This is a genomic window from Halorhabdus sp. CUG00001 (genome assembly GCF_009797925.1).
Taxonomy (GTDB): domain Archaea; phylum Halobacteriota; class Halobacteria; order Halobacteriales; family Haloarculaceae; genus Halorhabdus.
The window spans coordinates 1,586,516-1,611,942 of the sequence record NZ_VOLB01000001.1; the positions used below are offsets into that span (position 1 = coordinate 1,586,516).

Below are 25,427 nucleotides of genomic sequence, written 5' to 3' on the forward strand. Positions count from 1 at the left end.
TTCTCACTCCGTGAGCGTCAGGGGTGCGAGGGTGGCGAACATCGCTTCTTCCGTTCGCACGACCTCGCTTCCCTGGTTAGGAACCGTGTTCAGCCAGAGGTCGAACCGGGTTCCGTCCGGCCGAGATCCGGTGACCGCATCGCCAGTTCCGTCCTCCGTGTCGTCGGCAGCCGCCAGCTCCGCCACGGTGGCCGAGCCAGCGGACTCCGCATCGACGCCGAGGATAGCCGGCAAACCGCGCTCGGGTGCCCCGAAAACGACTGTCAGGTCGCCGCCGGCCCCATCGATCGTCCCGATCAACTGGCCAATTCGCCCAGACGTGAGCGGTTGGCCGTGACGGGATGCGGCGATGGTGATGCCGACATTGGAGCGTGCGAGCGCCGTATCGAGGTCCGCCCGATCCACCTGGAAGCCCGCTGGGGGCTCGTCGGTGAGTTTCGCGCGGACCGGTCGTCTCGAAGAGACCCTGACGGTGACACGCTCTCCCTCCCTGAGATTCCGGTCGTCCGGAACGGGGAGAGAGATCGGGTGTTGCAGGCCGCAATTGACCCGGACGCGCCCATCAGGTCCGACCTCGGTCACGATTCCCTGTCTCAACGACCCCGAATCGTCCGATCCGGAGCCGGTCCGTGTCGCAACGCGGAGCGGCGGCAAAACGCCGACACACTCCAGTTCGTCCCGCCTATCCCATACCGCCTTTCGGAGGTAGGGGGGTGTGGCGGCGTACCGCAGCACGGTTTCGACGAACCCGCCGTCCCACTTCCCTGCCCCGTCAGGGTCAGGGAAGACGGTGAGCCGATCGACCCGAAAGATCGTGGCCGCGCGGGCCACGTATCCGAGCTTGCGAGTTGCCTCGCGTTTGTCCTCGGCCTCCCGGCAGAGGGACGACGGCACGAGTGCGTTGGTCGTCATGCCGTGACGCTTCTACGTCACGCCACTAGACTGTGCCGATTACTCCCGGCCCAAGTCCTAAAAGGATGCCGCTTTGTCCCGGTCGTGAGACGCTCTCTCAGGGGATCACGAGCCGTGGGAGTAGGTGTCGTGGATCATCCGCCATCGGGCATCCGATTCGGAAGCCTTATATTTCTCTCACGCCCGACTTTGAGATGCACCGTGCGACGGTGGTGTAGTGGTATCACAGGACCCTGCCACGGTCCTAACCCGAGTTCAAATCTCGGCCGTCGCACTTCTACAATTCAAATCCACAAGCGACGCGTTTCGTCGCGTCGCAATTCCTGCTGTTGTGTAGGGCGTGAAGCGTGATTTGAACACGCCAGTCCCAGCCCGCGCAGCGACCGACGGGAGCGAGCAGGAATGTCTGACAGCAGTTCAAATCTCGCTTCATAGAATCCACCCGCAAGGAGACCAGATCCGACCGACAAAGTGACTGGCGACCGTAGGGAGCGCATGGCACCCGGACAGAGCTTGCCTGACCTGCTTACGATGCGATGGCGTGACGTGTACTTCGCCCACTGGCCAGTCGACCCGGCCGTCGTGGAACCGACGATCCCGGACGGCCTGACAGTGGACACCTTCGACGGGCAGGCCTGGCTGGGGATCGTCGGCTTCCGGATGGCCGACATCCGGCCCCGGTTTGGGCCGATCGGTCGCTCGTTTCACGAACTCAACCTTCGGACGTACGTCCGCCACGAGGACAGCCCGGGCGTGTACTTCTACACCCTCGACGCCGACGACCGCCTCGGAGTGAAGATCGCCCGGCGCTTGTTCGCCCTGCCGTACTATCGCGCGAAGATGACCGTCCGTGAACGTAACGGTGAAACCCGGTTTCGCAGCGAGCGCGCTCACCCTGAAGCCCCGCCCGCCGCATTCGACGCCACGTTCGACCCACAGGGCGAGCCCGGAACGGTCGATTCTGGGACCCTCGAAGCCTTTCTCGTCGAACGATACCGGTTTTTCGCCGAACGGCGGGGCTCGATCGCCGTCGGCGAGATCGCTCACGAACCTTGGCCACTCCAGAACGCTGACGCGGCGATCCGGGAGAACACCCTCTTCGAAGCGTCGGGATTCGAAGCGCCCGCCGGGGATCCACACCTGCGGTACAGTCCGGGCATCGACGTGACAGCAGGATGGATACATGCGGTGTGAGACACGAGCGGTCGATTGGCGGTGCCGGACGCGGTGAAGACGGTGAGCAGCTCGAGTGAGTTGCCGTTCGGGAGGAGATCCGCTGGTTCTATACTGGATGCGGTCGATCGGACACGCATGACAGCGTTCGGATTCCTGAGCGTGGCACCGGTCATCGAGGAGAGCATGTCCGGCGAAGTCGCCAAGGCGGTCGCAGCGATCGAAGAGCACGACGTCGGCTACCAGACGACGCCGATGGGCACGATCATCGAGGCCGAAGATCCGGCTGATCTCTTTGCGGCCGCGGCGGATGCTCACGCCGCAGTCGATGCCGACCGCGTCGAGACGTTTCTCAAGATCGACGACAAGCGCGCGGTCGAACAGGCTGCCGGGCAGAAAGTCGAGTCCGTCGCCGAGGAACTGGGTCACGAGCCAGAGCAGGATTTCGAGGCCTGACGGGCCGCCGGTTGCACGTGGGTTTTCAACCCCCGGAGCGAACGGACGGCATGGACCAGCTCAACCGGATGGCCACGGAACTGGTCGACGAGGCCATCGACTTCGCCGACGAACTCGGCATCGTGGAGTATCGCCTGGACAACGACGCGACTGTGCTGGATTTCGGCGTTACCCACCCGGGCGGCGTCGAAGCGGGACTGATGCTTTCGGAGATCCAGACAGGGGGGCTGGCCTCTGTCACCTCGCGACTACAGGCGGTCGGCGACGCGACGTTGCCCCATGTTGAAGTAACAACCGACCACCCATCGCTGGCGCTGCTCTGTTCACAGAAGAGTGGCTGGGAACTCGCCACCGAGGACTTCGAGGGGCTGGGCAGTGGTCCCGCACGCGCGCTGGTCGCCGAGGAAGACGTCTTCGACCGGCTCGGGTACGCCGAGGCGTTCGACTTTGGCGTGTTGGCTGTCGAATCCGATTCGACACCGACTGAGGCGGCAGCCACGCAGGTAGCCGAGTACGCCGGGATCGGCGAGAGTAGCGTCTTTCTGCCGACCTACGCGACGGCGTCGATCACGGGGAGCGTCTCGGCGGCTGCCCGCGCAGGCGAACTCGCCGTCTATCGGTTGTTCGAGCTGGGATACGATCCGGCAGACATCCACTCGGTATCTGGATTCGCACCAGTCGCACCTGTCGCCGACAGCGAGTCAGCCGCGATGGCCCGCACGAACGACGCGCTGGCCTACGGCAGCGAGGTCCACGTGACCGTCGAGTCGACGTTCGACCGCTTCGAGGAGGTACCCTCGACGGCGAACGACGACTACGGGCAACCGTTCGAGGAAATCTTCGAGACGGCCGAGTGGGACTTCGAGGAGTTGCCGGCGACTGTCTTCGGCCCGGCACAGGTAACGATCGACGTGATCGGCGGCGAAACGACGACCTACGGCGAGACGAACGAAGAGCTACTCGTCGAGAGTTTCGGCGTGTAACACGCCGTTGGGCGGACAGAGGTACTGTTCCGGAGTCGTTTTCAGTTCCCCAGCCCTGTCATCGATCAATGACCGTCGATGCCGTCCTGTTCGATCTGGACGACACGCTCTGTGAATACGCCCGCCCCGCCAGTGATGTACTGACTGCAGCCTTCGAGCGAGTGGGCGTCGAGCCGTTGTTCGCAGTCGAAGACTACTACCAGCGCTTCGGGGAGTTCGTCGTCACTGGCGACGACATCCGGGACGTCCGCCAACGATGTTTCAGCACCTTCGCCGAGGAATCGGGACTGGATGACGACGTGGGCCGGGCCATCGCCGAGGCCTTCACAGCGGAGCGCGACCAGACGAACGTCCGATTTCTCCCGGGTGCGGAAACCGCCTTCGAGCGGATGATCGACCGCTATCCGGTCGGGATCGTCACCAACGGCGACCCGTGGATGCAGTCCCAGAAACTCGCCGGCCTGGGGCTCGACGACCGGGTGGAGACGGTCGTCCACGGCGGCCACGACGCCCCGTACAAGCCCGATCCCGAGCCGTTCGACGTCGCACTGGATACACTCGGCATCGATCACGACCGGACTGTCCACGTCGGGAACTCCCTGGAGAGTGACGTGGCGGGCGCACACAACGCCGGCATCACGTCGGTGTGGCTCGACGGCGACAGCGACAGCGAACCGGATCCAGTGCCGGACTATCGCGTCGAATCGATGCACGAAGTTGCCGACGAACCCTGGAAGTAAGGACTTACGGCGGGCACGAGATCACGAGTCAGCGAAAGAGACTACCCAGAAAGAGCACCAGACCAAGGAGTACGATGAACGCGGCGACGACTCTGTACAGGGCGACTTTCCACCCCGCCGCCTCGGTCTCGGCGGCCGAATGGGTACTCCCGATCGCGTCCACTTGCTCTGTGGCGTCCGCGATCGAGCGGGCCCCGGCGATCAACACCCCGCCGCCGAACATGAGCAGCAGGCCGGCGAAAAGGTCAGCGAAGACGACCATGCGCGAGGGTGAAAGACCGGGGGCAAAATACCATCGGTTCTAGTTTCGTGACGATCAAAAGCGAACGCAGTCGATTCAACCGGTCTCGCTTTGTTACACTCAATCGCATTCGACCATCATCTCAAGCAGTCACTGAGCCCCGTATCACTCCACGCCGGTCACGTCCGTTACCGTCCCGACGCCCTTCGAGCGCCCTTCCCGGAAGACGAACCGCTGGCCTTCCTCGACGAGATACGGCCGGAACTTGAACCGAACGCGCGCACGCCCGCTGTCGCCCGGCAGGAGTTGCCCGCCCTCGGGGTAGAACGCGGCGGCCTCGCTGATGGTCTCCAGATGCACCACGGGCTCGTAGCCCTCGCCGATCCGCGTCGGGTGATTGAGCACCATCACTTCGGCCTCGAACTCCCGGACCGGCTGGGGGTCGGCCTCGCGTGGGAGGAGCACCGTCCCACGCTCAACGTCCTGCTGTTCGACACCTTTCAGTGCGATCCCGACGATGCGGCCGGCCCGTGCTTCCTCGACGCGATGATAGTGCATTTCGATACTCCGGGCCTCGACCTCCCGGAACGAGCCGTCGGCCATCGGGCCGAGCAGGAGTTCCTCACCGGCCTCGACGCGCCCGGCGTTGATGGTCCCCGAGGCGACCGCACCGACGCCGGTGACGTTGTAAGAGCGGTCGACGTACATCCGGAACTGGGCGGTCTCGTCGCCGCCGGTCTTTGGCAAGCGCTCGAAGAGTTCGTCCAGCGTGTCGAGTCCGTCCAGCGTGACGGCGCTGGTCCGGACCACCGGCACGACGGTCTCGGAAATCTCTTCGACGGCGGCCTCGACCCCGTGGCGGTCGACTGCCAGAGGCGTCTTCTCGACGTCCCGCAGCAGTCCCTCGACCTCGCGTTCGACCGCGGCGACGCGTTCGTCATCGACCAGATCGGTCTTGGTGATCGCGACGATCGTCGGCAGATCGGTCGCCAGCAGGATACCCAGGTGTTCACGGGTCGTCTTCGTCGGTCCGTCGTCCGCGGCGACAGTCAAAAGTCCGTAGTCGAGTTTCTGGCCGACGAGCCCGCGGATGGTCGTCCGGAGCCACGGCTCGTGGCCGACAGTGTCGACGAAGCTCACGAGGCGATCGGCCTCCTCGACGACACGGGCACGATCCGTTTTCCGGTCCGGGTTGTCCATCCGGACCGGGCCGTCGTCGTCGAATCCGTAGACGCCATACGAGAGGTCTGCCGAAAGGCCGCGTTCGACCTCGTGGGGCTGGACATCCAGGAAGGATCGCGTCCCGCCCTGGCCGTCGTCCGGCTGGCCGGTGACGAGCGAGCCGACGAGCGTCGACTTGCCGTGGTCGACGTGGCCGGCCGTCCCGATGACGATGTGCTCGTCGTCTTCTAAGACCGCGCCCTCACGAATCGTCGCGACCCCGACGATGCCCCGCTGGCCGGTCTGGCCCCGGATCGCGTTGCCCGCGCTGTCGACCCCCCAGGTCTCGACGTCCGCGATGTGGGCGCCGGCCTCTTCGGCCAACAGAGAGAGCACGTCCATCGACTCCGAAAAGGCGTCGGGGTCGATGCCTGCGATAGTCCCCTCGTCGGTGACACCGACGACGTAGGTTGCTTCGCCATCACCAGAGAGTACGCGATGGCGGAGTTGTGCGGCCAGACTCTCGAGTCGGCCGTCGGTCGAGTGGAGGTCCCGCGTGAGCCGTTCTTTGAACTCGACGCTGCCGCCCTCCCGCTCGCCACGCTCGATCGCGCCTTCGAGGACGGCCCGGTCGGAATGCATGCGAGTCGGTAACGGTGGTGCCACCAAAAACCTTCGCCGAATCCGGTTCGTCAGTGGGCAAGCGCCGCGTTCACGCTACCAGCACACCTGTCGAGGGAGATCGAGACCGTCGTGTGGTTTTATACAATTGCCCTGCGGGGATGACGTGAGGAAAACATGAGTATACTCAACTCGTTCGGAGGCTTGGTCGCGAGCGTCATCGCGGCCCTGGTACTGTTGGTGTTCGCGGTGCTGAGTTTCTTCGTCACCGTGTTTATCGTCGACGTGGGGGCGAATCTAGCGGGCTTCTCGCCCAGTGGCAACTTCGTGACGCTTTCGGCCGCGATTCTCTCAACTGGCGCGATCGTCGCCGGCGCATCGCCGATGACGGGACTTGCCGGGGAATAGTCGGCTGGCCACCAACAATAGCGGATGACTTTCCGTCGTGAGCTTTGGGTCTATCCAGAGCGAGATAGCATCCCCTCCTAATCGCCACACCCCGTCTCGTCACCGGTCCTCCCAAGGCGTTTTGACGGGCGGCCGCCGAGACCAGGTATGGAACCGACCGACACCCAGGAGGCGACGTTCGAACTCGGGATCAAGTTCGGCTCGCTGTACCACCAGTTCGCCGGGACGCCGATTAGTCCAGAAAGTGCGCCCGCTCTCGCAGCAGCCATCGAGAGTGCGATCGAGAATCAGCCACACTGCCGAGAGGTGACCGTCGAGATGCAAAGAGACGCCATTCGGGACGCAATCGAGCCGGACGTCGGGTACACGGAGTTCACCGGCGAGTTCGCCGAAGTCGAGATCGTCGTCGAGTACGACGGCATCGAAGCGACGGCCAGCATGGCGATGGACGAGGGGTATCCACGGATGGAACTGCTCGAAGTCGAGTGATCACGGACTGCTTCAGAACCTGAAGCTGTGGCCCAAAGCTAAGCCCACCGACGTTGAGAGACCAGTATGGCCTTGGCTGCGGTCGAACGGATCGACGACGCGGTCGACATGACACGGTCGTTTCTCACGCCCGTCACGGCGGGGCGGTGGGGCCGACTGGCAGTGATCGCTGCCCTCTTGCTCGGCGGAGCAGGCGGCGGAAGCGGGGCAATATCGAGTGTGAGCAACCTGCCCGCAACCGCCGGGGCCGTTCCCGGCGAGGAACTCCCCGAGCTATCGGTCGCGCTGCCCGAACTCTCGGCGACGGCGATGGCCGTCGTTCTCGGCCTCGTCGCCGCCCTCGTAGTGGTCGGGCTCCTCGTCGGTGCGGTCGGCGCGGTCATGGAGTTCGTCTTCGTCGAGTCGCTCGCGACCGACGAGATTCACGTCCGGCAATATCTCCGCCGCTATGCGGGGAAGGGGCTACGGTTGTTCGCCTTCCGACTCGTGCTCGGACTCGCGACACTATTGATCCTGGGCGGAGCCACGCTACTGTTGTTTGGCGATGTCGTCGCGACTCTCCTGTCGGGTGAACTCGTCGTCCCCTCGGCCTCGCGGTTGCTCGTCGGCGCGTTCGTCCTCGTCCCAGTGGGGCTCGCGGTGGGTGCCATCGTGGCGCTGGCCAACGGATTCACGACGGAATTCGTCGTGCCGATCATGCTCCAGGAAGACCGTGGGTTAGTCGACGCCTGGCGGCGCTTCTGGCCGACACTGGTCGAACAGTGGAAACAGTACGGCACCTACGTTTTGGTCGCCTTTGGCCTGCACGTCGTCACGGAGATCGCCGGGAGTATCGTCATCGGAGTCGCTGCTGTCGCGCTGGCAATTCCGTTCGCGATCGTCGCTGTTCCCGTCGGTCTGGGGGCCATCCAGGGCGGGACGATGACCGCCGGGGCACTCGTGCTGTTGGTCGTCCTGTTGGGGCTGTACCTGCTTGTCGTCTTGCTCGTGGCGGCAGCAGTGTACGTCCCGATCAAGGTGTTTCACCGTCAGTTCGCGTTACTCGTCCTTGGTGACACCAACGAGACGTTCGACGTGCTCGGTGATCGACGGCCGTCGGCGACGTAGCGATCGCGTCCGAGCAGTGCATTCACGTTCAGTTGTGGGCAACCTTTTAACAGGTGTGGGAGTGAATCCCAGTACATGAGTCAGGCGACACTGGACGACGACGACCTCTTTGGCGAAGCAGCCAGCGAGATGCGCGAGGATGTCGAACAGCACCTCGCGGCGACCCGAGATGAGTTACCCGATGTGGCTGACATCTGGGACGTCGAGGCCGACAACACGCTTGGCGTCCTCAACGCCCTGCGGTCGGGCGTCGATCCCGGCGACGCCGAGGAACACCTCAGAGACGCAAAGAAGTGGTACACGATGGGCAAGCGCGCCGACGCCTTCGAGGATGCTGAGGATCTCGAAGCCGAACTCGAAGCACTAACAGAGATTGTCGACGACTTGACCGAGGCACGCGAGCAGATCGGCGAGTTGACGAGTACGATCCCGGAACTGAAAAGCGCACTCGAGTCCGCTGGAGCGGCCGCCACCGAGGACGAGGAGTAACCGTCCCGTCTCAGTCCCGTGACCGCTCGGCGACCCGTTCGAGCAGCGCCGCCAGCGCGTCAGTCGCTTCGGCGAGCAGTCGTTCGCCCAGCTTGGCGCTCCCGTCGGCGGGATCGCCGACGACCCCATTGTCACTGAATTCGTTCGTATCGTAGGCGAGATTGACACTCCCCTCCCACTCGCCCCAGCGGTCGGCGGCATTCTTGCCGGCCGTCGCTTTCGCTTCAGTGTCGATCGACTCGGGGGCGACGTGTTCGAGTAGGGCAGTTTCGAGCGGGCCAGCGTGGCCCATCTCGACGTCTGCGGGATCGACCGCCTCGAACCACGTAAACGGGACGGCATACGCGTCGCCGTCCCGGGAAATACGCGCACAGACTTCCCGGAGCGCCGGGACGTTGCCGCCGTGGCCGTTGACGACCACGATTCGATCGAAGCCGTGGTGGGTGAGGCTCTCGATCGTCTCGCGGACGTACGCACGAAACGTGTTTTCGCTAACCCAGAGTGAGCCCGCGAAGGCACGGTGTTCTTCGCTCACACCGACGGGGATCGGTGGCCCAACGGCGACATCGCGATCGACGGCATCGACACCGGCCGCCGCGACCGCTTCTGCGGCGAGTGCGTCGGTTCCCAGCGGTGCGTGTGGCCCGTGCTGTTCGGTACTGCCGACCGGCAGGACAGCAAGATCGGTGTCAGCGGATTCGACGTCAGTCCACGTACAGTCAGTGAGTTGCATAGCTCAAGAGGATGGTCCGATTGGCAAAACGTTTCTGCGAACGGGAAGACAAAACGATCCGTTAACACTCCATCGTCAGTCGTCGTCGGCTTCCACGTCGTCGGCGTCGACGTGTGAGCGCCGTTCGGCCGCCCGTTCGATGAACTCCTGGGGCAGTTCGTCGATTTCGCCAGCCTGGACCGCCCAGAGTTTCGCATAGAGACCGTCTGCAGTGAGCAACTCCTCGTGGGATCCACGCTCGACGATCCGGCCGTCCTCGATGACGACGATCCGGTCGGCGTCTTTGATCGTCGAGAGTCGATGCGCGATGGCGAAGGTGGTCCGATCGGCGGTCAGTTTGTCCAGGGATCGCTGGATCAACATCTCTGTTTCCGTGTCCACGTCAGAGGTCGCCTCGTCGAGGACGAGGATCTCCGGATCCTTGAGGATCGCCCGCGAGAGGGCGATCCGCTGGCGTTGACCACCCGAGAGCTTCACGCCGCGCTCGCCGACCTTTGTGTCGTAGCCCTCTGGCAGATTCTGGATGAACCGATGGGCTTCGGCCATCTTCGCGGCCTCGACGACAGCATCTTTCTCGGCGTCGAAGGTGCCGTACTCGATGTTCTCACGGACGGTCCCGTAGAAGAGGAACGTCTCCTGGCTGACGTACCCAAGAGCCTGACGAAGGCTCGGAATCGTCGCGTCTCGGAGATCCGTTCCGTCGATCGTGATCGCTCCCTCGTCGACGTCGTACATCCGGAGGAGGAGTTTCATCACGGTGGACTTGCCAGCCCCGGTCGGGCCGACTAAGGCGACGGTGTCCCCGCCCTCCACGTCGAAGGAGATGTCTTCGATGATGTACGCTCCCGGGTCGTCATCCTCCCCGGTCGCTTCCGAGGCGCTTCGCGCCTCGCTCACGTCGTACCCGAAGGTGACGTCCTCGAATTCGACCTGGCCCTCGGTCACGTCCAGGGGATCGGCGTCGGGATCCTCGACGATCCGGCTTGGCGTGTCCATCAACCCGAAGATGCGCTCACTGGAGGCGTAGGCCCGCTGGTACATATTGATGATCTGTCCGAACTGGGCCATCGGCCAGATGAACCGCTGGGACAGCAGGATGAACCCGACGAACTCCCCCTCGGAGAGCGTGCCCGTGAAAAACCACGGCCCGCTTCCAGTCGTCTGGGACGTGAACACCCAGAGGCCGCCGACGAGGAAGGTGACGACGAAGCCCACACCCGACAGCAGTCGCAGGCCAGGGAAGAACTTGATCCGAGTGTTGATAGCCTCCCAGTTTGCGTCGAAGTAGTCCGCAGAAACATCGTCGACCCGACCCGACTCGAAGGTCTCGGTGTTGGCGGTTTTGATGACCTGGATGCCCCCGAGATTGTTCTCCAGCCGGGAGTTGAGCTGTCCGACCGACGATCGGACCTCGGCGTACTGTGGCTGGATGATCTGGACGAACTTATACGTGAACAGCGCGATCAGCGGCACGACGACGAGCGTCACCAGCGCGAGCTGCCAGTTCCAGTAGAAGAGGATGCCGGCGATGCCCAGCACCATGATCGACAGGCGGAAAAAGGAGTTCATGCCGTCGTTGAGGAACCGTTCGAGGCGGTTGACGTCGTTCGAGAGAATCGACATCAACTCGCCGGTCTGTTTGTCGGCAAAGAAGTTCATGTTCAGCCGCTGCATCTTGTCGTACGTATCAGTCCGGACGTCGTGCTGGATGTGCTGGGAGAAGGAATTCCAGCCCCAGTTGCGCGTCCAGTGGAAGACAGCGCCGATCAGGAACGCCGCGGCGATGATACCGACGGTGAGCCACAGCTGTGGACCCTGATTAGTCGGCAGCCAGGCGTCGGGAACCAGCCAGAGGCTATAGGCCTGGTCGCCGAAGATCGAGTCGATGGCGACGGTCAGCAGGAGTGGCGGCAGAAGATCCAGGATGCGAGCGGCGACGCTGCTGACGAAGCCGATGGCAAACTGGAAGCGGTACTCCCAGCCGTAGGATCGAAACAGCCGCCGCATCGGCCGGTCGACACGATCGCGGACGTCCTCGAAGACGTCATCGTCGTCGAGGTCGGAGACACCCATCGAGGATTTTGAAGAGTCTATCGCTAAAAAGCCCGTCGAAGGCCTCAGTCGTGGACTGAATCGGGAATATCGACCCGATCACCGACGGCGATTCCCGTCTCGTTGGTCCACCCGTACGGAACTTCGAGGACGTACTGACCGTGGCCACGATAGCGTCGGTCCGGGTTGCGAGGATCTGCCGGGACTGGAGCGTGGTGAATCTCCGTGATCTGCCCCTCAGTGTCGATAAAGAGGATGTCGATCGGGAAGGACATGTTTCGCATCACGTAGGCGTAGCTGCCGGATTCAGGGTGAAGGAACAGCATCCCAGCGCCGGCCTCAAGAGCATCTGTCTTGCTGAGTCCGATGTGGCGTTCGCGTTCGGTATCGGCGGTCCGGACATCGACGGTGCCAAGCGCCGTCCCGTTCTCGTCGTGGATCGTCAGCGTCGCCTCACCGTAATCGAGCGGGTACAGCCATGGGGCGAGCGGGCCAGTCGGACTGGCGAGGACCATCGCCGCCGCGACGAGTAGCAGGGCGACGACGATGACGTTGACGAGCCGGGTTCGGTCCACACAGTGTGGATGGACGGGTGGGGTGAAAGCGTTCGGGTGAGAAAGTAAGGGTTATTTCGACAGGTAGGGAACGTGGTGGTGTCGGGTCCGTGGTCTAGGTTGGTTATGACGTGGCCTTTACAAGGCCGAGGTCGGTGGTTCAAATCCGCCCGGACCCATTTTGCGGCGAACAATCCGTGAGCCGCAAATGTGGTGATAAGGGTTTGAACCCTGAAAGACGAACGAAGTGAGTCTTTCTTTGGTTCAAATACGCTCGGAAAGAGCGAACCGGACCCTCAAATAGCGTCGAGCCCGCCCCGATCCAGTTCCCACCCATCCTGGGCCACGAGATCGGCGAGCATCGAACGCAGATCGACAGCTGCGACGCCGAAGAACTTCTCACGGCCGACAGGCGTTCGGAACCGAACGACGTACGTGTACTCAGTCGCTTCGAAGACGGCGAGCGCACTCGGGGTCGATCGATCACGCAGTTCCAGGAGACACGTCGCGTCGCCACCAGTGACGCGAGACCCAAGCGTCCAGCTGAGCGATTCGATTGCCGCCCGATCGATAGGTAACACGTCAGCCAGGTGCCCGCCCCGCCCCGCCATCGACTGGCCCCAGCTCGCGGGATGACATACCGTCACGTACGACGCGTGGCTGGCAAAAGTGTCCCGTTCTCAGTCCGGCGTGATGGAACCTCACCCGCGTGTTAGGCGAGGCCGAGAGTCGAACGCTAGGTTGGCAACTCGTACCACAACCAACAAACCTATATGCTGGTGTGGTATACCATGTCATGTATGGCGACCGCACCGAGCACCGACGAAGTCATCGACGAATTCCTCGCCCAGCGCGGGCACGAAACCGAGGCTGTCGGCTGGAACGAAAACTACAACAAAAAGCAGTGCCCGGACTGTGGCGGATTGCACGAGTCGAAAGCGACAAAGTGTTCGGTATGTGGGTGGACACCGTCGCGACCAAGTTAGCGAGGGCGAAGAGACACGAGCGGATCGCTCGCCCGGTATTGGATTCTCACAACGTTTTTGAGTGTCGGTGGAAAATTTCGACTCAGTGGACGACGAGCGCCCGATCGAAGAAGTACTCGATACGATCGGCGACCAGCACGCCAGGCGTGTACTGGCCGCCATCAGTGAAGATTCCAAGTCGGCAAAACAACTGAGCGAGGAGTTGGACCTGTCCTTGCCGACAGTCTATCGCCGCCTGGAGATCCTCGAAGAACACGAGTTAGTCACCGAGCGGACCGAAGTCGCCGAAGACGGGAACCACTTCAACGTCTATCAGTCCAACTTCGAAAGTACAGTTATCAGACTCGAAGACGACGAGTATCACGTCCGGATATACCGGTCTGAGAACTTGCCCGATCGGTTCGGAAAGCTCTGGGACGACCTCAACGTCACGTGAGCGGCGGGGCTGTGTGTCCGGCCAGTCGGTCAGTCGTCGTCGGGCAGTTTCCTGCGGGCCAGCTTCGCACCCTCGATCAGGGACGCTTTGCGGTCACGGGAGTGTTGTTTGATCTCGTATTCGCGAGACTGAGCAGCCGAACGACTCTCGAACCGTTCGAGGTGAACGAGTTCGACCGGTGTTCGGCCGCGCGTGTATTTCGCTCCCTCGCCGGCCTGGTGCTCGGCGAGTCGCCGTTCTGGATCGGTCGTGTAGCCGGTGTACAGCGTGTCGTCCTCACAGCGGAGGACGTACACGAAGTGAGCGTCCGTACTCATGGCGGGACAGCCTCATCAGGCGTTGACAGCCCGTTGCCGCGCCGTCTCGGCGATACCGGCATTGGCAGCGCAGTCGGGGCAGGCGTGTAGCTGTCCGCGTTCGTCCGCGAAGACGCGAGCGAACTGTTCGGAAACGTGCGCGCCGCAGTGATTACAGTCGGGCATTGGGCACCGTCGGCCTCGCCAGCCGACACGTCTACTATGTCATACACCCACATGAACAGTGGGAATCTATGCACGCTTGCCGCCAGCAGCATCGATGCGCCGAGCGATCAGTCCGGCCTGTGCGCCGGCCGTGAATCCGGCGTCGACGTTGACCACCGAGAGTGCGGTACAGGACTGTAACATCCCGGATAGCGCGGCTTCACCGTCACCACCGTGACCGTAGCCGGTCGAGACCGGGAGGCCGATGAGTGGGACGTCGACGAGACCGGCAGTCACCGTCGGCAGCGCGCCCTCCCGCCCGGCGGCGACGATCAGGACGTCGACGGCCCGGAGTGCATCGAGCTTATCGAGGAGGCGAGCGATCGAGGCGACGCCGACGTCGTCGACGCGGTAGACGCGGGCGCCCATCTCGCCCGCGATCGCGGCGGCCTCGCCGGCCGGAACGGCATCAGAAGTGCCAGCCGTCACGACGCCAACAGTCGCCTCCAGCCGGGGGCGTTCGAAGTCGGGAGCCGTCGCGACGAGGACGGCCGAGCGTTCGTCCCAGCGCAACGTGGCGTCCGGGTGTTCGTCTGCGAGTCGCAGACGGACGGCCGTCGTCTGGGCTTGCGTGAGGCGGGTTGCGATCGCCCGCCCAGTGGTTTCGAGTGCGGTCGCCGCGAGCGAGGCGACTTCAGCTGGCGTCTTGCCGTCTCCGAGGATCGCTTCGGGGACGCCGGCCCGGGTCTGGCGGGCCGCGTCGAATCGACCGCCCGCGTTCCGAGCGTATCCCTGCAACTCGGCCTGGGCGGCCTCGACACTCAACTCGCCCGCTGCGAGCGCTTCGAGGACATCGCGCATGCCACCTGCTCCGGGCCGAAGCCACTCTTACCCGTTGGTTCGTCGGCGTCGAGACGCCAACGCCGATCGACAGGTCATTCGGATCGACGTGACGGCTCAGTCCCGCCTCAAACCCCCGTCAACCCCGCCGAGAGCGGATAGAATTGGGAACGTTTTTAAACGACCCTTGGAAAGAAAACGGTGTATGGCAGACCTAATCGTCAAAGCCGCGGTCAAGGAAGCGCTCGATGATATGAACGTCGCCTCGGACTTCTACGGTGCCCTCGACGAGGAAGTCGAGGAACTGCTCGAGGACGCCGCACGCCGTGCCGAGGAGAACGACCGGAAGACCGTGCAGCCGCGCGACCTGTAAGTCGCGGGGTCTCCTCTTCCGATTCTTTTGACGCAAATTCGATAGCAACAGCACTGTATCGCCGGTTTCTGGGGCCACGGATGCTTCGAGTGCCATCGTCCACAGCCGCCGTCGAGCGCACCCGCCGAATCGACGAGCAGTCGCGCGTCCTCGGGCACGGTTTTACCCGTCCCGCGACCGAACCGCCGCTCATGGCAGTGCCACCGGAGGATTTCGACCCGGAATCGCCGGCGGAGCGCGAGGTGGCGGGTGAAGCCGCAACCGAACGCTCTGATTTCCTCTCGTTGATGGGCCACGCGTATCGGGGCGAACTCGGGCGCACGACGTCCTGGCGGACGCGCATCGACCGGACGACAAACTGGGCCGTCGTCTTGACGGCAACGCTGCTTACGTGGGCGTTCTCCGGCGAGTCCCGGCCCCACTACGTCCTCCTGGTCGGGATGGGAATGATGATCGTCTTCCTGGGGATCGAAGCGCGCCGGTACCGCGTCTACGACATCTGGCGCTCCCGCGTCCGCCTGTTAGAGGAGAACGTCTTCGCGAACGCGCTCGATCCGGAGGGGGCAGAACAGCCCAACTGGCGGGAATTGTTGAGTGACGACTTGCGAGAACCGACGATCAAGACGCCGCTCAGGGAAGCGATCTCTCGGCGGCTGTGGCGTGTGTATGCCCCGCTGTTGTACGTGTTGCTCGCGGCCTGGCTGATCCGACTGACCGTCTTCGCCGAGCCGCCGACAGGAGTCGTCGGAACGGCGGCAGTCGGGGGTGTTCCGGGGGCGGTCGTCCTCGGGACCGTGGGCGTCTGTTACACCGCCGTCACCATCCTGGCGTTCTGGCCGTCCTCACGGCAGGCGAAAGGCGAACTCCACGAGGAAGACGACACCGGCGAGTGGCGGTGACCAGCAGCGACCCAGAACCATCTCGACGGACGATTTTTTGTACCCGGTCGTCGAGGAAAACGTATGTTCGGGACGAGCGGCATCCGCGGGCCGGTCGGCGAGACCGTGACGGCGGCGCTTGCCCTCCGCGTGGGTCGTGCACTCGGCGTCGAGGCGGATCGTGTCGTCGTCGGCCGCGATCCACGGGAGAGCGGAGAATTTCTTTCTGAGGCACTGTCGGCTGGCCTCCGGGAATCCGGGACCGACGTGATCGATCTCGGACAGGCGGCGACCCCGACAGTCGCCCGGACGACCAAGTGGGACGGTGCCGACGCCGGGGTCGCGATCACGGCCTCGCACAATCCGCCGCCGGACAACGGGATCAAGCTCTGGCAGCCGACGACCCAGGCGTTCGACGCGCCACGCCGGGAAACGATTGCCCGCCGAATCGACGAAGACCGGACGGATCTACAAGCCTGGGACGGGATCGGCGAGTACGAACGACGCAACGCGAGGGCCGAACACGTCGAAGCGATTCTGGACACGGTCGATATCGAGACTCCCCCGGAGGTCGTTTTGGACCTGGGCAACGGCGCAGGCGGCGTCACTGCGACAGCGCTCTCTGAGCTCGGCTGTGATTTCGAGACACTGAACGCCCAGCCCGACGGGTCGTTTCCGGGACGGTTGAGTGAGCCCACCGCCGAACATTGCCAATCGTTGGCGGCATTGGCCGGTGAAAACAGTGCCGTCGGGATCGCCCACGACGGTGACGCCGACCGGATGCGCGCTGCCACGGAGGACGGCGAGTTCCTCAGCGGCGACACGCTGCTGGCGATCCTGGCACGGGAGACGGCCCAGCCGGGAGAGACGATCGCTGCGCCACTGAACACGAGTCTGGCGGTCGACGATTACCTCGCTCGCAACGACATCGACGTCGCTCGAACCCGCGTCGGTGACGTCTCGGTCGCCGAACGAGCCAGCGACCCGGACGTCGTCTTTGGCGGCGAGCCCAGCGGGGCCTGGATCTGGCCGGACGAAGCGCTCTGTCCCGACGGGCCACTCGCAGCCGCGAAGCTGGTCGAGCTCGCAAGCGAGCGACCGCTTACAGAGCGGGCGGCCGAAATCGACGAATACCCGATCCATCGAGACAGCGTCGAAGTCGACGCCAAATCGGCCGTGATGGAGCGGGTCCGCGAGCGGGTTCGGCCTACCTACGAAACCGTCACGACGCTGGATGGCGTCCGCGTCGATCTCGGTGACGGCTGGTTTCTCATTCGGGCCAGTGGCACACAGCCGCTGGTTCGGATCACGGCCGAAGCCCGAGGCAAAGAGCGCGCTCGGCGGATATTCAAAGAGGCCGAAGGGATTGTTACAGCGGTTTGTTCCTAAGCGGGGACGGGCGTCCGGCGGTGGGGCGGTTACCCACGTCGTGTCGAGCGTGCCTCTCGCACGTCCGCGCCGTCTCGGATCTTGTCCTCACATTGGGGACAGACCCGCGGCTGGTCCACACCGTTGGGCGTGAAAACACGCGCGTATGCAGCGGTTACGAATGAACCGCAGTTTTGGCATTCCGGCATACGTTTACGTTGTGATTGTCCCGAACCTTAACTATTGGTGATATGCAATGGGAAGTCATCACACACCATAGATCGGTGGCGAGAGTCGACGCCGGCGGCCTCAAAACGTCGTCCTGACCGTCCCATCTCGGTCGAGTTCGACGACGGCATCGAACAGCGCCCGAAATTCGTCGACGACGCTCTCGTCGTGGACACCGCCAGCCAGGTGGAACAACCCGACAGCGTCTTCTTCCTCGAGAAGCGCGAGGAGTCGGTGGGCTGCCTCCCGCGTGCGTTGCTCGTCAGTGTAGTAGATCAGTTCGGTGAGCGAATCGAGGCTGATCCGGCGTTTGCCGTCGGTCTCGTCGAGAAAGCGGCGGGTTTCGGCGACGATCCCGTCTAAGTCCTCGGGAGCGGAGACGTACCGGACGTCGTCGCTCTGTCGGCGAGTGTAGCCACGTTCGACGGACAGCGCGTCGAGAATCGTCGCTGTGTCTTCATCGACTTCGTAGTGTTCGAGTTTCTGGGTCACCTCGCGAGCGGACGTGCGCGTCGAGATGACCAGAAACTGCTCGGTGTCGGTCTTGAGGAAATCGGTGTCGATCCGGTCTGTCTCCGCGGTGCTCGGGTGGACCAGTAGGATACCCGTCCCGGCCGGGATCGTCGTCGGTGCGTCGTCGATCGCCAGGGCGTAGTCCATCTCTGCCCGGAGACGGGGCTGGCGGGCTCTTAAACGTGCTGGCTCGGGTTATCTCAGAAGACGCTGTCGGCCGTCGCCGCACCGACGACGCTGAAAATCGCGCCCACACTCACCACTTTGAGCGTCACTTCGACGTGTCGAGCCATCGAGACGTCGCCAAGGAACGACGCCGGGGCGTTCAACAACAGGGCCAACAACGTGACCGAGCCGAATGCAACCGCCATCAACGAGAGAAATCGGAGCGGGAGTCCCGCGACCTCCGCCTCGGCACCAGGATCGCGGTCGTCGTCAGCTTGATAGAGCGCGCCGTAGCCGATCACCGCCACCAGCAGCGCAGTCGTGAGTGCATGCCAGGCGCTCATCTGACGAGCCAGCATCCAGACTTCCTCGGTGACGACGAACGGCCCCGCCAGCAAGAAGCCACCCACAACCTGCTGGGCAGTATCCGCAAACTGGTAGCGGTTCCGCAGTGCCATAGCCACCCTCCGCGGGCGAGGCGGTTGAATCTTTCCGGACCGAGACGAACCGGTTTTGGCCGTCCCGTCCAGAGGGAAACTATGAGCGTCAGCGACGCATTCGACGAGTGGGCCGAAGACGGCCGCGACCAAGGCATGGAAGAGCGCCACTGGCACACCGCCAAGCACGCGCTCGAACGCATGCCCGTCGCGGACGGCGACGTCGTGCTGGATCTGGGTTGTGGCAGCGGCTACGCCGCCCGGGCGCTGCGAGAAGCGGGCGGTGCCGGCCGCGCCTACGGGCTCGACGGGGCCGCACAGATGGCGCGCAACGCCCGGGCCTACACCGACGACGCTCGCGTGGGCTTTCTGGTCGGTGACTTCGAGTCACTGCCCTTCGAGGCCGATAGCATCGATCACGCTTTCTCGATGGAAGCGATCTACTACGCGAGCGATCCCGTCGCCGCCCTCGAAGAACTCCGTCGCATCCTCCGGCCAGGCGGGACCTTCTACTGTGCGGTCGATTACGTCGCCAACAACCCCCATACTGCCGAATGGGACGAGTACGTCGACATTCCAATGACGCGCTGGACCCGAGGGGAGTACCGCGAGGCCTTCCGGGAAGCCGGGTTTCACGTCGCCGAACAGGACCGCATTCCCGACGAAGAAGTCACGATTCCGCCCGCCGAGTCGTTCCCGACCGAAGACTGGGAGACACGCGAGGCGATGGTCGAACACTTCCGTGAACACGGCACGCTGTTGACGGTCGGGGTCGTCCCCTGATAGCCCACGGCGGCCCGTTTCGAGGGCGGTCAAGGCCACCCCTTCCGAAAGCCCTAACCGCAATTCAGCCGTACACAGAGGCGAATGAGCGAGCAACTCCCGGACGTACAGGCAAACAGTCCGGACGTCACCGTCGGGCTGAATCGCGTCGGTGTCACCGGCGTCGAGAAGTTATTGCAGATCGACCGTGAGGATCGCCGCCCGATCGTTTTGATGGCCGAGTTCGACGTGTTCGTCGACCTGCCGACCTGGCGAAAGGGGGCAGACATGAGTCGGAACATGGAGGTCATCGACGAGACGCTGGAGGCCGCCGTCGATCGCACGAACTATCGCGTCGAGGACGTCTGTGGCGACGCCGCAGAGCGACTCCTCGACAAACACGACTACACCGAGAAGGCGGAAGTGCGCATGGAAGCCGAGTACGTGACACACGGGCAGACACCCGCCACGGACAAGCCCACCCAGAGTACCGCCGACATCGTTGCCTCTGCGACGGCGACCGAAGAGGGCACCCGCGAGGAAATCGGGGCTCGCGTCACCGGCATGACCGTCTGTCCGTGCTCGCAGGGCATGTCCGAGCAGCGAGCCCGCGAGACGTTGGCCGACCTCGGCGTCGACGAGACAACCGTCGAGGACTTTCTTGATGAAGTGCCACAGGCCGGTCACTCCCAGCGGGGCCACGCCACGTTGACTGTCGAATGCGAGGGCTCGCCCGGTGTCGACCTCCGGGCTCTCATCGAGGTCGCCCGCGAGTCGATGAGTGCGCGCATCTACAACCTCGCGAAGCGACCGGACGAGGACCACATGACCTACGAGGCTCACAGCGACGCCAAGTTCGTCGAGGATTGTGTCCGCTCGATGGCCGAGGGCGTCGTCGAGCGCTTCCCCGAAATCGACGACGACGCCGTTGTCCGGATGGAACAATCCAACGACGAATCGATCCACCAGCACAACGCCCACGCCGAACGGCGCGCCCACTTTGCCGATCTGAAGGCCGAAATCGACGGCAACGGCAGTGGCTCGCCCGAAAGTACCGATCCGCGGACCAACGGCGCAGGTGGGCTGTAACGCAGTTCGTCGTCCCGGCCTTCTTCGACCCCTCCGAAATCACCGATCGGTCGTCGGTCGCGTTACCCAGGCCACGGCCGCGAGACCATTCAGATTCCGGGCCGAAATCCGACTCGATGGAGCACGATCGGACGGTTTACCATTCCGGAGACGGACCGGACGGGCAAGTCATCGATGTCCTCTGTCATCGGGATCGTCGCCGTGGCGCTGGTCGCGTCGCTTTTCATGTCTTTCACCGTCGGAGCCAACAGCAACTCCGCGCCGATCGCGCCGGCCGTCGGTGCGAACGCGCTGTCGACCCTCCGTGGCGCGTTGCTCGTCGGTCTCGTCGCCGGGCTCGGGGCCATCGCCCAAGGCGGGAGCATCTCGGAGACGATCGGGCACGGCCTGGTGACGGGCGTGACGATCACCCCGCTTGCCGCTACCGCGACGCTCCTCACCGCGGCGACGCTGATCACCATTGGGAACTCGCGGGGCTATCCGATCCCTTCGGCGTTCACGGTGACCGGCGCGGCGGTCGGTGCCGGGGTCGCGCTCGGCGGCGGGTTCGCGGCCGGGACCTACGCCCGAATCTTGGGTTTCTGGTTCGCGATCCCAGTCGTCGAAGGTGTCCTCGCGTACGGGCTCGCGTGGCTGTTGCTCGACGATCGAGTCGCGGACACGCTGAGCATTCCGCTGTTGGCCGGCGGCGTCGGCTACGCGCTCGCGAACGTCGGACTCTCATTTCTCCCGACTCCACAGGGCGACCAGGGCTCGATCGCCGGCGTTCTCGCCCGACAGTTCCAACTCTCCTCGGGGGCGTTCGGGGTGGACGGGATCGTCCTCGTCGCCCTCGCCCTATCCCTCCTCACAGTCGCAGTGACCCACCGGCAACTCCAGGCGGACGTGACCGCCGGGATCAATCGGATGCTGATCGCCCTCGCACTGGTCGTCGTGTTCACCAGCGGTGGCTCGCAGGTCGGACTGGCGACCGGTCCCCTAGAGCCCGTCTTCGAGGCGACGCTTGGGCTCCCGTCGATCGTCCTGCTCGGACTCGGCGGAGTCGGGATCCTCCTTGGTGCGTGGGTCAGATCGCCACGTCTCATCCAAGCTGTCGCTCGGGAGTACGCCTCTCTGGGACCCAAACGGTCGATCGCTGCGTTCGTCCCCGCGTTCCTCGTCGCACAGGCCGCGATCGTCCTGGGGTACCCAATCTCGTTCAACAAGGTGATGATCTCTAGCATCGTCGGGGCCGGCCTCGTCGGTGGCACCAGCTCCGAAGGCGTCTCAGTCACGAAGACGAGCTATACAGTCGGCGCGTGGATCGCTTCGATGGTCGGTGGGGCCGTGATCAGTTTTGCACTGTACCACGCCCTCGCCGCGATCCCGGGACTAGGTTAGACGTTGTGTAGCGTCACCAGATCCTCGACGGCCGCACTCTCTTTCATCGCCGGCCACGTCTCGAAGTCGGTCGTCCGGTCGATGAACGCGTCACGTTCGGCGTCGGCGAGGCGCTGGACCCCACCGATCGTGTCCTCTGCACACGGGCAGGCCTCACAGAAGGCCGTCACCGACTCGAAGCGTGTGTGCCGCCGAACGAACGCGTCCGAGACCACGCCGTCCTCGGCGTCGGCGATCCACGTCTGTAGCGCGAGCGCCCGATCGAGTCCCTGCCTGAGTTCGGCCCGTAGCGTATCCTGGGTTCTGACTCCGAAGCCAAGAACCATACATCACGGTCCGTGGCTGGAGGCACCTAAGCCCGGCGAAGGAATCGATCAGAACCGCCAGTGCCCGATCAGAGTAGGACATACCTCGAAAAGTGTTTGGGTCCCGGGGCGGTACGGGCGGGCATGCTCCGGCTCATCGCGGTCTTGCTGTTGATCCCGCTGCTGGACATGCTGTTGCTCGTGGCAGTGGCAGGAGTCCTCGGTGTCCTCGAAACGGTTGCGCTGGTCGTCCTGACGGGCCTGGTCGGACTCATGCTCGTCCGCGCGGAGGGCCGGCACACGCTGCGGAAGATCCAGCGGAAAGTCGTCGAAGGCGAGGCGCCGACCGACGAAGTACTCGATGGCGCACTCTTGCTCGTCGCCGGCGCGTTCCTGCTCACGCCGGGGCTCGTGACGGACGTCCTCGGGTTCATCTTCGTTGTCCCACCGACGCGCTACCCCGTCCGCGTCGCGCTGAAAAAGTGGGTCGTCACGCCCTACATCGACAACAAGACTGGCGGCTTCGCGACCGGATCGGTCTACGTCGGCGGGTTTCCGGGCGAGGGAGACGGCAATATCGGCGGCGCTTCCGGCCCGAGCGGTCCCGGCGGCCCAGGTGGTCCCGCTGGAGCCGGGCCGGACGGCGTGCGCGATATCGGCGCGGCTGAAGACGTCGACGACGCGACCGACGATCGACGCGAGTGAGTCCAAGCGAGCGCGGGACGGCGCCGGCGAAAAGAAACGCTTAATGGTACCCCTCCGGTACGCCCTGATGCGCTCACTTGGGCCAATAGCTCAATCAGGTTGAGCGCTCGGCTGATAACCGGGAGGTTCGCGGTTCAAATCCGCGTTGGCCCATGATTTTGCTGCGAGCAAATTCGCGAGCAGCGATGCTGTATTCGAGATCAGGTCCACTTTCACTCCACTGCAGGCTTCGATCTGTGAGTAGCCACTCCGTCAGTCCCGAGTAGACATGCCCGACGGCAAGGCCGTTGCGACGGTCACTATCGAGGAGCGGACCGACAGATGGCGTTTCAGGTGCCCGAACGGCCACACGACCTGGGAGCCGACCACCCACCACGTCTGGTGTCACACCTGCGCGCGGATGGATCGCACCGACGGCGTCTCCAGCAACTCCGAGACGTCCGCGGCGATCGACTGCTCGCCCGCGATCGGGTGAGCCTCTACGATCAGGTCAGTCCCGACGAGAAGGATCTCGACCGGAGGGGCGAAAGATGACGCTACAGACCCTGGGGGTCACGTGTCGGGTCCGTCGGGCCGAACGAACAGTACCGATCGAGGACCGCTCGCCGTTCCCAGCGGTTGTCAGCTACCACTGCCGCGTCTGTAACCGGGATCGCCCGTCGTGACTGATTGACGGGCAAGAAAGTCTCTCACCGCAGTTGAGGGGTCGCTGTGACGTCCCGGAGTGTAGGAGCGAGCGCGCCCGTCCAGACGGCGGCTGTGTGGTCTGTCCGGCGTGTGGGTGGAGTGAGTGCCACGGCGGCCGCGCCTGAGGCGCAGCCGGCACCGACCGCCGGCAGTCCGCTATCCAGGGCGCGGTGATCGGCGAGGGTCGGCCGCTCTTCGAGGAGATACCTTGAGACGGGAAAGAAAGCTGTGGACGGGGGTAGTCGATCACTCTAGAAAGTCGATGCCGGTAATCTCGAAGCGCGCACCGCGACTTTCGGCGTCCGTCGCGCGAATGTCCCAGCCGTGGGCATTCGCGATCGTCCGGACGACGGAGAGTCCGTAGCCGCTGCCGCCGGAACTCGTGGTAAAGCCGTGTTCGAAAACCTCGTCCTGATGCTCCGTGGGGATGCCAGGTCCGTCGTCTTCGACATACAACCCCGTCTCAAGCGGCCCGACGTGGATCGTTACGCGCTGGTGGCCGTGTTCGACGCTGTTGCGAAACAGGTTCTCGAAGAGTTCGACGAGTCGGTCGGCGTCGGCACTCACCGACGGAATCTCGTGATGTTCGAGCGTCGCCGTCGGCGATGTCCCGACGACCTGCCAGGCGGTCTCGACGACCGCCTCGATATCGGTCGGTTCCGGGTCCGTGACGACATCGCCTTGCCGGGCGACACGGAGAAGATCGTCGACGAGCCGGGCCATCCGGTCGGTCGTCTCGTCGATCGTTTCGATGTGTGCCTCGTCGCCCGTCTCCGCGTAGAGCCGTAAGCGTCCGTCGATGACCTCCAGTGGGTTGCGGAGATCGTGTGCGAGAATGTCCGTAAACTCCTTGAGACGGTCGTTCTGGCGTTCGAGCATCCGCTCGTACTCTTTTGTGGCCGTCTCGTCTTGGCTGATCGCCGCGAACCCATCGGCGTCCGGTCCTACCAGTGGTGAGATCGTCAACGTCCCCCAGAAGACAGTCCCGTTGGCCCGCTCGTGCCAGCGTTCGACTTCGAGACTCCCGTCAATTGGCTCCGCAGGGATGATCGTTGCCGCGTCGTCAGTATCGGACTCGCCCCGTTCGGCGAACAGCTCGCTCACGTGCTCGCCGACGATAGTCTCGGCGTCGTAGCCGTACTGCCCTACAGCGGGACCGGGCCAGGCAGTTATCGTCCCCTCACTGTCGAGCATGAACACCGCATGAGAGGAGAGACTGCCGAGCAGGTGACGAGCCACGTCCGCCCCCAGGCCCGTCGTCCGAGATGGTGCCGTCTTTCCCACGAGTGAGTCCCCTATTGAGGAACGATCTGCTACTAAAATAGTATCTTGGGTTGATATACCATGCCAGTCAAGTCCCCCGCGACGTGCAGCGAGTGGAAAAGTGAGTCGGCGCTTGCGGTCGCCGTGCTGGCGAGTCAGTCCGCATCGTCGTGGCTTTGTAGTTCGTGCACCAGCACTTCGAAATCCGGGCCACCATCGCCGGTGCGGTAGACCCACGAGCCACGTGGGTCGACATCGCCTTCGAGAGCCGTACGGAGCATCTGCCCAAGCACCTGTTCGAAATCCTCGATATCGCTCAGCTCGTCGTCGACGGGAAACGATGTCATGCTTGGCACCTGATAACTGCCCCCGGACTGACTATCGGATGTGGGGCAGACGCAACCGAGCCGTCACTGGAGACGAAAAATGGGT

Annotated in this window: 33 protein-coding genes and 3 tRNA genes; 21 read left to right on the top strand and 15 right to left on the bottom strand. The window is 63.9% G+C overall.

Translation table 11 applies throughout. The features are described from left to right. Window positions 1–3: 3 nt before the first annotated feature. A complete protein-coding gene (locus FR699_RS07965) occupies window positions 4–912 on the bottom strand; it encodes a putative RNA uridine N3 methyltransferase (RefSeq protein ID WP_158855097.1) in 909 nt (302 codons plus the stop codon). A 203-nt stretch (window positions 913–1,115) separates the two neighbouring features. Here FR699_RS07965 and FR699_RS07970 point away from each other — a divergent pair. From FR699_RS07970 to FR699_RS07990, 5 genes are all read left to right on the top strand, one after another. Continuing rightward, window positions 1,116–1,186: transfer RNA gene (locus tag FR699_RS07970), tRNA-Gly, on the top strand. Window positions 1,187–1,443: 257 nt separating this feature from the next. Continuing rightward, window positions 1,444–2,106, top strand: coding sequence for a YqjF family protein (locus tag FR699_RS07975; RefSeq protein WP_233263382.1), 663 nt, complete (start codon window positions 1,444–1,446; stop codon window positions 2,104–2,106). 117 nt (window positions 2,107–2,223) lie between these two features. After that, window positions 2,224–2,541 carry a thiamine-binding protein gene (locus tag FR699_RS07980; protein WP_154550988.1) on the top strand — a complete coding sequence of 106 codons (318 nt, stop codon included), beginning with the start codon at window positions 2,224–2,226 and terminating at the stop codon, window positions 2,539–2,541. A 50-nt stretch (window positions 2,542–2,591) separates the two neighbouring features. After that, on the top strand, window positions 2,592–3,524 hold the full coding sequence (gene mch / locus FR699_RS07985) for a methenyltetrahydromethanopterin cyclohydrolase (protein WP_158855099.1): 933 nt from the start codon (window positions 2,592–2,594) through the stop codon (window positions 3,522–3,524). A gap of 68 nt (window positions 3,525–3,592) precedes the next feature. After that, complete coding sequence (locus tag FR699_RS07990; RefSeq protein ID WP_158855100.1) at window positions 3,593–4,264, top strand: HAD family hydrolase; 672 nt, start codon at window positions 3,593–3,595, stop codon at window positions 4,262–4,264. 28 nt (window positions 4,265–4,292) lie between these two features. On the opposite strand, the gene FR699_RS07995 is transcribed toward FR699_RS07990, so the two are convergent. Then, window positions 4,293–4,526 carry a hypothetical protein gene (locus tag FR699_RS07995; RefSeq protein WP_154550985.1) on the bottom strand — a complete coding sequence of 78 codons (234 nt, stop codon included), beginning with the start codon at window positions 4,524–4,526 and terminating at the stop codon, window positions 4,293–4,295. 144 nt (window positions 4,527–4,670) lie between these two features. Then, window positions 4,671–6,308: a GTPBP1 family GTP-binding protein gene (locus FR699_RS08000; RefSeq protein WP_158855101.1), complete on the bottom strand. Its 1,638-nt coding sequence runs from the start codon at window positions 6,306–6,308 to the stop codon at window positions 4,671–4,673. 156 nt (window positions 6,309–6,464) lie between these two features. Here FR699_RS08000 and FR699_RS08005 point away from each other — a divergent pair, with 156 nt between their 5' ends. From FR699_RS08005 to FR699_RS08020, 4 genes are all read left to right on the top strand, one after another. Further along, on the top strand, window positions 6,465–6,695 hold the full coding sequence (locus FR699_RS08005; protein ID WP_154550983.1) for a hypothetical protein: 231 nt from the start codon (window positions 6,465–6,467) through the stop codon (window positions 6,693–6,695). Window positions 6,696–6,842: 147 nt separating this feature from the next. Beyond that, complete coding sequence (locus tag FR699_RS08010) at window positions 6,843–7,184, top strand: dihydroneopterin aldolase family protein (RefSeq protein WP_158855102.1); 342 nt, start codon at window positions 6,843–6,845, stop codon at window positions 7,182–7,184. Window positions 7,185–7,250: 66 nt separating this feature from the next. Continuing rightward, entirely contained in the window at window positions 7,251–8,291 is a 1,041-nt protein-coding gene (locus FR699_RS08015; RefSeq protein ID WP_158855103.1) for a hypothetical protein, read from the top strand. 75 nt (window positions 8,292–8,366) lie between these two features. Beyond that, a complete protein-coding gene (locus tag FR699_RS08020) occupies window positions 8,367–8,780 on the top strand; it encodes a DUF5790 family protein (protein ID WP_154550980.1) in 414 nt (137 codons plus the stop codon). A gap of 10 nt (window positions 8,781–8,790) precedes the next feature. On the opposite strand, the gene FR699_RS08025 is transcribed toward FR699_RS08020, so the two are convergent. The 3 genes from FR699_RS08025 to FR699_RS08035 form a co-directional block, all read right to left on the bottom strand. After that, the gene (locus tag FR699_RS08025) at window positions 8,791–9,513 is read right to left on the bottom strand and encodes a creatininase family protein (RefSeq protein WP_158855104.1); all 723 of its coding nucleotides are present in this window, start codon (window positions 9,511–9,513) and stop codon (window positions 8,791–8,793) included. Window positions 9,514–9,588: 75 nt separating this feature from the next. Further along, window positions 9,589–11,586: an ABC transporter ATP-binding protein gene (locus tag FR699_RS08030; protein ID WP_158855105.1), complete on the bottom strand. Its 1,998-nt coding sequence runs from the start codon at window positions 11,584–11,586 to the stop codon at window positions 9,589–9,591. 44 nt (window positions 11,587–11,630) lie between these two features. Then, entirely contained in the window at window positions 11,631–12,140 is a 510-nt protein-coding gene (locus FR699_RS08035; RefSeq protein ID WP_233263383.1) for a DUF192 domain-containing protein, read from the bottom strand. 83 nt (window positions 12,141–12,223) lie between these two features. Here FR699_RS08035 and FR699_RS08040 point away from each other — a divergent pair. Beyond that, window positions 12,224–12,298 (top strand) — tRNA-Val (locus FR699_RS08040). A gap of 117 nt (window positions 12,299–12,415) precedes the next feature. On the opposite strand, the gene FR699_RS08045 is transcribed toward FR699_RS08040, so the two are convergent. Beyond that, entirely contained in the window at window positions 12,416–12,730 is a 315-nt protein-coding gene (locus tag FR699_RS08045; protein ID WP_158855106.1) for a hypothetical protein, read from the bottom strand. Window positions 12,731–12,919: 189 nt separating this feature from the next. On the opposite strand from FR699_RS08045, the gene FR699_RS08050 reads away from it, so the two are divergent. Together FR699_RS08050 and FR699_RS08055 are read left to right on the top strand one after the other, a co-directional pair. After that, window positions 12,920–13,105, top strand: a complete 186-nt coding sequence (locus FR699_RS08050) for an HVO_0416 family zinc finger protein (protein WP_158855107.1) — start codon at window positions 12,920–12,922, stop codon at window positions 13,103–13,105. A gap of 85 nt (window positions 13,106–13,190) precedes the next feature. Next, window positions 13,191–13,541: a winged helix-turn-helix domain-containing protein gene (locus FR699_RS08055; RefSeq protein ID WP_154550975.1), complete on the top strand. Its 351-nt coding sequence runs from the start codon at window positions 13,191–13,193 to the stop codon at window positions 13,539–13,541. Window positions 13,542–13,570: 29 nt separating this feature from the next. Here the strand turns inward: FR699_RS08055 and FR699_RS08060 are convergent, their stop codons facing one another. From FR699_RS08060 to larB, 3 genes are all read right to left on the bottom strand, one after another. Continuing rightward, on the bottom strand, window positions 13,571–13,858 hold the full coding sequence (locus FR699_RS08060) for a GIY-YIG nuclease family protein (protein WP_154550974.1): 288 nt from the start codon (window positions 13,856–13,858) through the stop codon (window positions 13,571–13,573). A 15-nt stretch (window positions 13,859–13,873) separates the two neighbouring features. Then, a complete protein-coding gene (locus FR699_RS13175) occupies window positions 13,874–14,023 on the bottom strand; it encodes a hypothetical protein (protein ID WP_199268305.1) in 150 nt (49 codons plus the stop codon). 66 nt (window positions 14,024–14,089) lie between these two features. After that, window positions 14,090–14,863 carry a nickel pincer cofactor biosynthesis protein LarB gene (gene larB / locus FR699_RS08065; protein WP_158855108.1) on the bottom strand — a complete coding sequence of 258 codons (774 nt, stop codon included), beginning with the start codon at window positions 14,861–14,863 and terminating at the stop codon, window positions 14,090–14,092. 184 nt (window positions 14,864–15,047) lie between these two features. Here larB and FR699_RS08070 point away from each other — a divergent pair, with 184 nt between their 5' ends. From FR699_RS08070 to glmM, 3 genes are all read left to right on the top strand, one after another. Further along, window positions 15,048–15,215, top strand: coding sequence for a DUF1931 domain-containing protein (locus tag FR699_RS08070; protein WP_135667362.1), 168 nt, complete (start codon window positions 15,048–15,050; stop codon window positions 15,213–15,215). Window positions 15,216–15,406: 191 nt separating this feature from the next. Beyond that, window positions 15,407–16,114, top strand: coding sequence for a DUF2270 domain-containing protein (locus FR699_RS08075; RefSeq protein WP_154550972.1), 708 nt, complete (start codon window positions 15,407–15,409; stop codon window positions 16,112–16,114). A 63-nt stretch (window positions 16,115–16,177) separates the two neighbouring features. Continuing rightward, window positions 16,178–17,482: a phosphoglucosamine mutase gene (gene glmM / locus FR699_RS08080; RefSeq protein WP_158855109.1), complete on the top strand. Its 1,305-nt coding sequence runs from the start codon at window positions 16,178–16,180 to the stop codon at window positions 17,480–17,482. A gap of 288 nt (window positions 17,483–17,770) precedes the next feature. Here the strand turns inward: glmM and FR699_RS08085 are convergent, their stop codons facing one another. Together FR699_RS08085 and FR699_RS08090 are read right to left on the bottom strand one after the other, a co-directional pair. After that, window positions 17,771–18,349, bottom strand: a complete 579-nt coding sequence (locus FR699_RS08085; RefSeq protein WP_154550970.1) for a hypothetical protein — start codon at window positions 18,347–18,349, stop codon at window positions 17,771–17,773. Window positions 18,350–18,402: 53 nt separating this feature from the next. After that, the gene (locus FR699_RS08090; RefSeq protein ID WP_154550969.1) at window positions 18,403–18,825 is read right to left on the bottom strand and encodes a DUF2391 family protein; all 423 of its coding nucleotides are present in this window, start codon (window positions 18,823–18,825) and stop codon (window positions 18,403–18,405) included. A gap of 81 nt (window positions 18,826–18,906) precedes the next feature. On the opposite strand from FR699_RS08090, the gene FR699_RS08095 reads away from it, so the two are divergent. From FR699_RS08095 to FR699_RS08105, 3 genes are all read left to right on the top strand, one after another. Further along, window positions 18,907–19,587, top strand: a complete 681-nt coding sequence (locus FR699_RS08095; protein ID WP_154550968.1) for a class I SAM-dependent methyltransferase — start codon at window positions 18,907–18,909, stop codon at window positions 19,585–19,587. 84 nt (window positions 19,588–19,671) lie between these two features. Beyond that, window positions 19,672–20,655, top strand: coding sequence for a GTP cyclohydrolase MptA (gene mptA, locus FR699_RS08100; RefSeq protein WP_154550967.1), 984 nt, complete (start codon window positions 19,672–19,674; stop codon window positions 20,653–20,655). A 174-nt stretch (window positions 20,656–20,829) separates the two neighbouring features. After that, entirely contained in the window at window positions 20,830–22,035 is a 1,206-nt protein-coding gene (locus FR699_RS08105; RefSeq protein ID WP_158855110.1) for an inorganic phosphate transporter, read from the top strand. On the opposite strand, the gene FR699_RS08110 is transcribed toward FR699_RS08105, so the two are convergent. Continuing rightward, window positions 22,032–22,361, bottom strand: coding sequence for a hypothetical protein (locus tag FR699_RS08110; protein WP_154550965.1), 330 nt, complete (start codon window positions 22,359–22,361; stop codon window positions 22,032–22,034). The two genes, FR699_RS08105 and FR699_RS08110, sit on opposite strands and share 4 nt — an antisense overlap. A 123-nt stretch (window positions 22,362–22,484) precedes the next feature. Here FR699_RS08110 and FR699_RS08115 point away from each other — a divergent pair, with 123 nt between their 5' ends. The 3 genes from FR699_RS08115 (at window position 22,485) to FR699_RS08125 (ending at window position 23,579) form a co-directional block, all read left to right on the top strand. Further along, the gene (locus FR699_RS08115; protein ID WP_154550964.1) at window positions 22,485–23,045 is read left to right on the top strand and encodes an FxsA family protein; all 561 of its coding nucleotides are present in this window, start codon (window positions 22,485–22,487) and stop codon (window positions 23,043–23,045) included. 79 nt (window positions 23,046–23,124) lie between these two features. Continuing rightward, a tRNA-Ile gene (locus tag FR699_RS08120) sits at window positions 23,125–23,198 on the top strand. A 168-nt stretch (window positions 23,199–23,366) separates the two neighbouring features. Continuing rightward, complete coding sequence (locus FR699_RS08125) at window positions 23,367–23,579, top strand: hypothetical protein (RefSeq protein WP_229770502.1); 213 nt, start codon at window positions 23,367–23,369, stop codon at window positions 23,577–23,579. A gap of 399 nt (window positions 23,580–23,978) precedes the next feature. On the opposite strand, the gene FR699_RS08130 is transcribed toward FR699_RS08125, so the two are convergent. Both FR699_RS08130 and FR699_RS08135 read right to left on the bottom strand, forming a co-directional pair. Next, entirely contained in the window at window positions 23,979–25,031 is a 1,053-nt protein-coding gene (locus FR699_RS08130; protein WP_370515568.1) for a sensor histidine kinase, read from the bottom strand. 119 nt (window positions 25,032–25,150) lie between these two features. After that, complete coding sequence (locus FR699_RS08135) at window positions 25,151–25,342, bottom strand: hypothetical protein (RefSeq protein ID WP_154550962.1); 192 nt, start codon at window positions 25,340–25,342, stop codon at window positions 25,151–25,153. Window positions 25,343–25,427 lie beyond the last annotated feature (85 nt).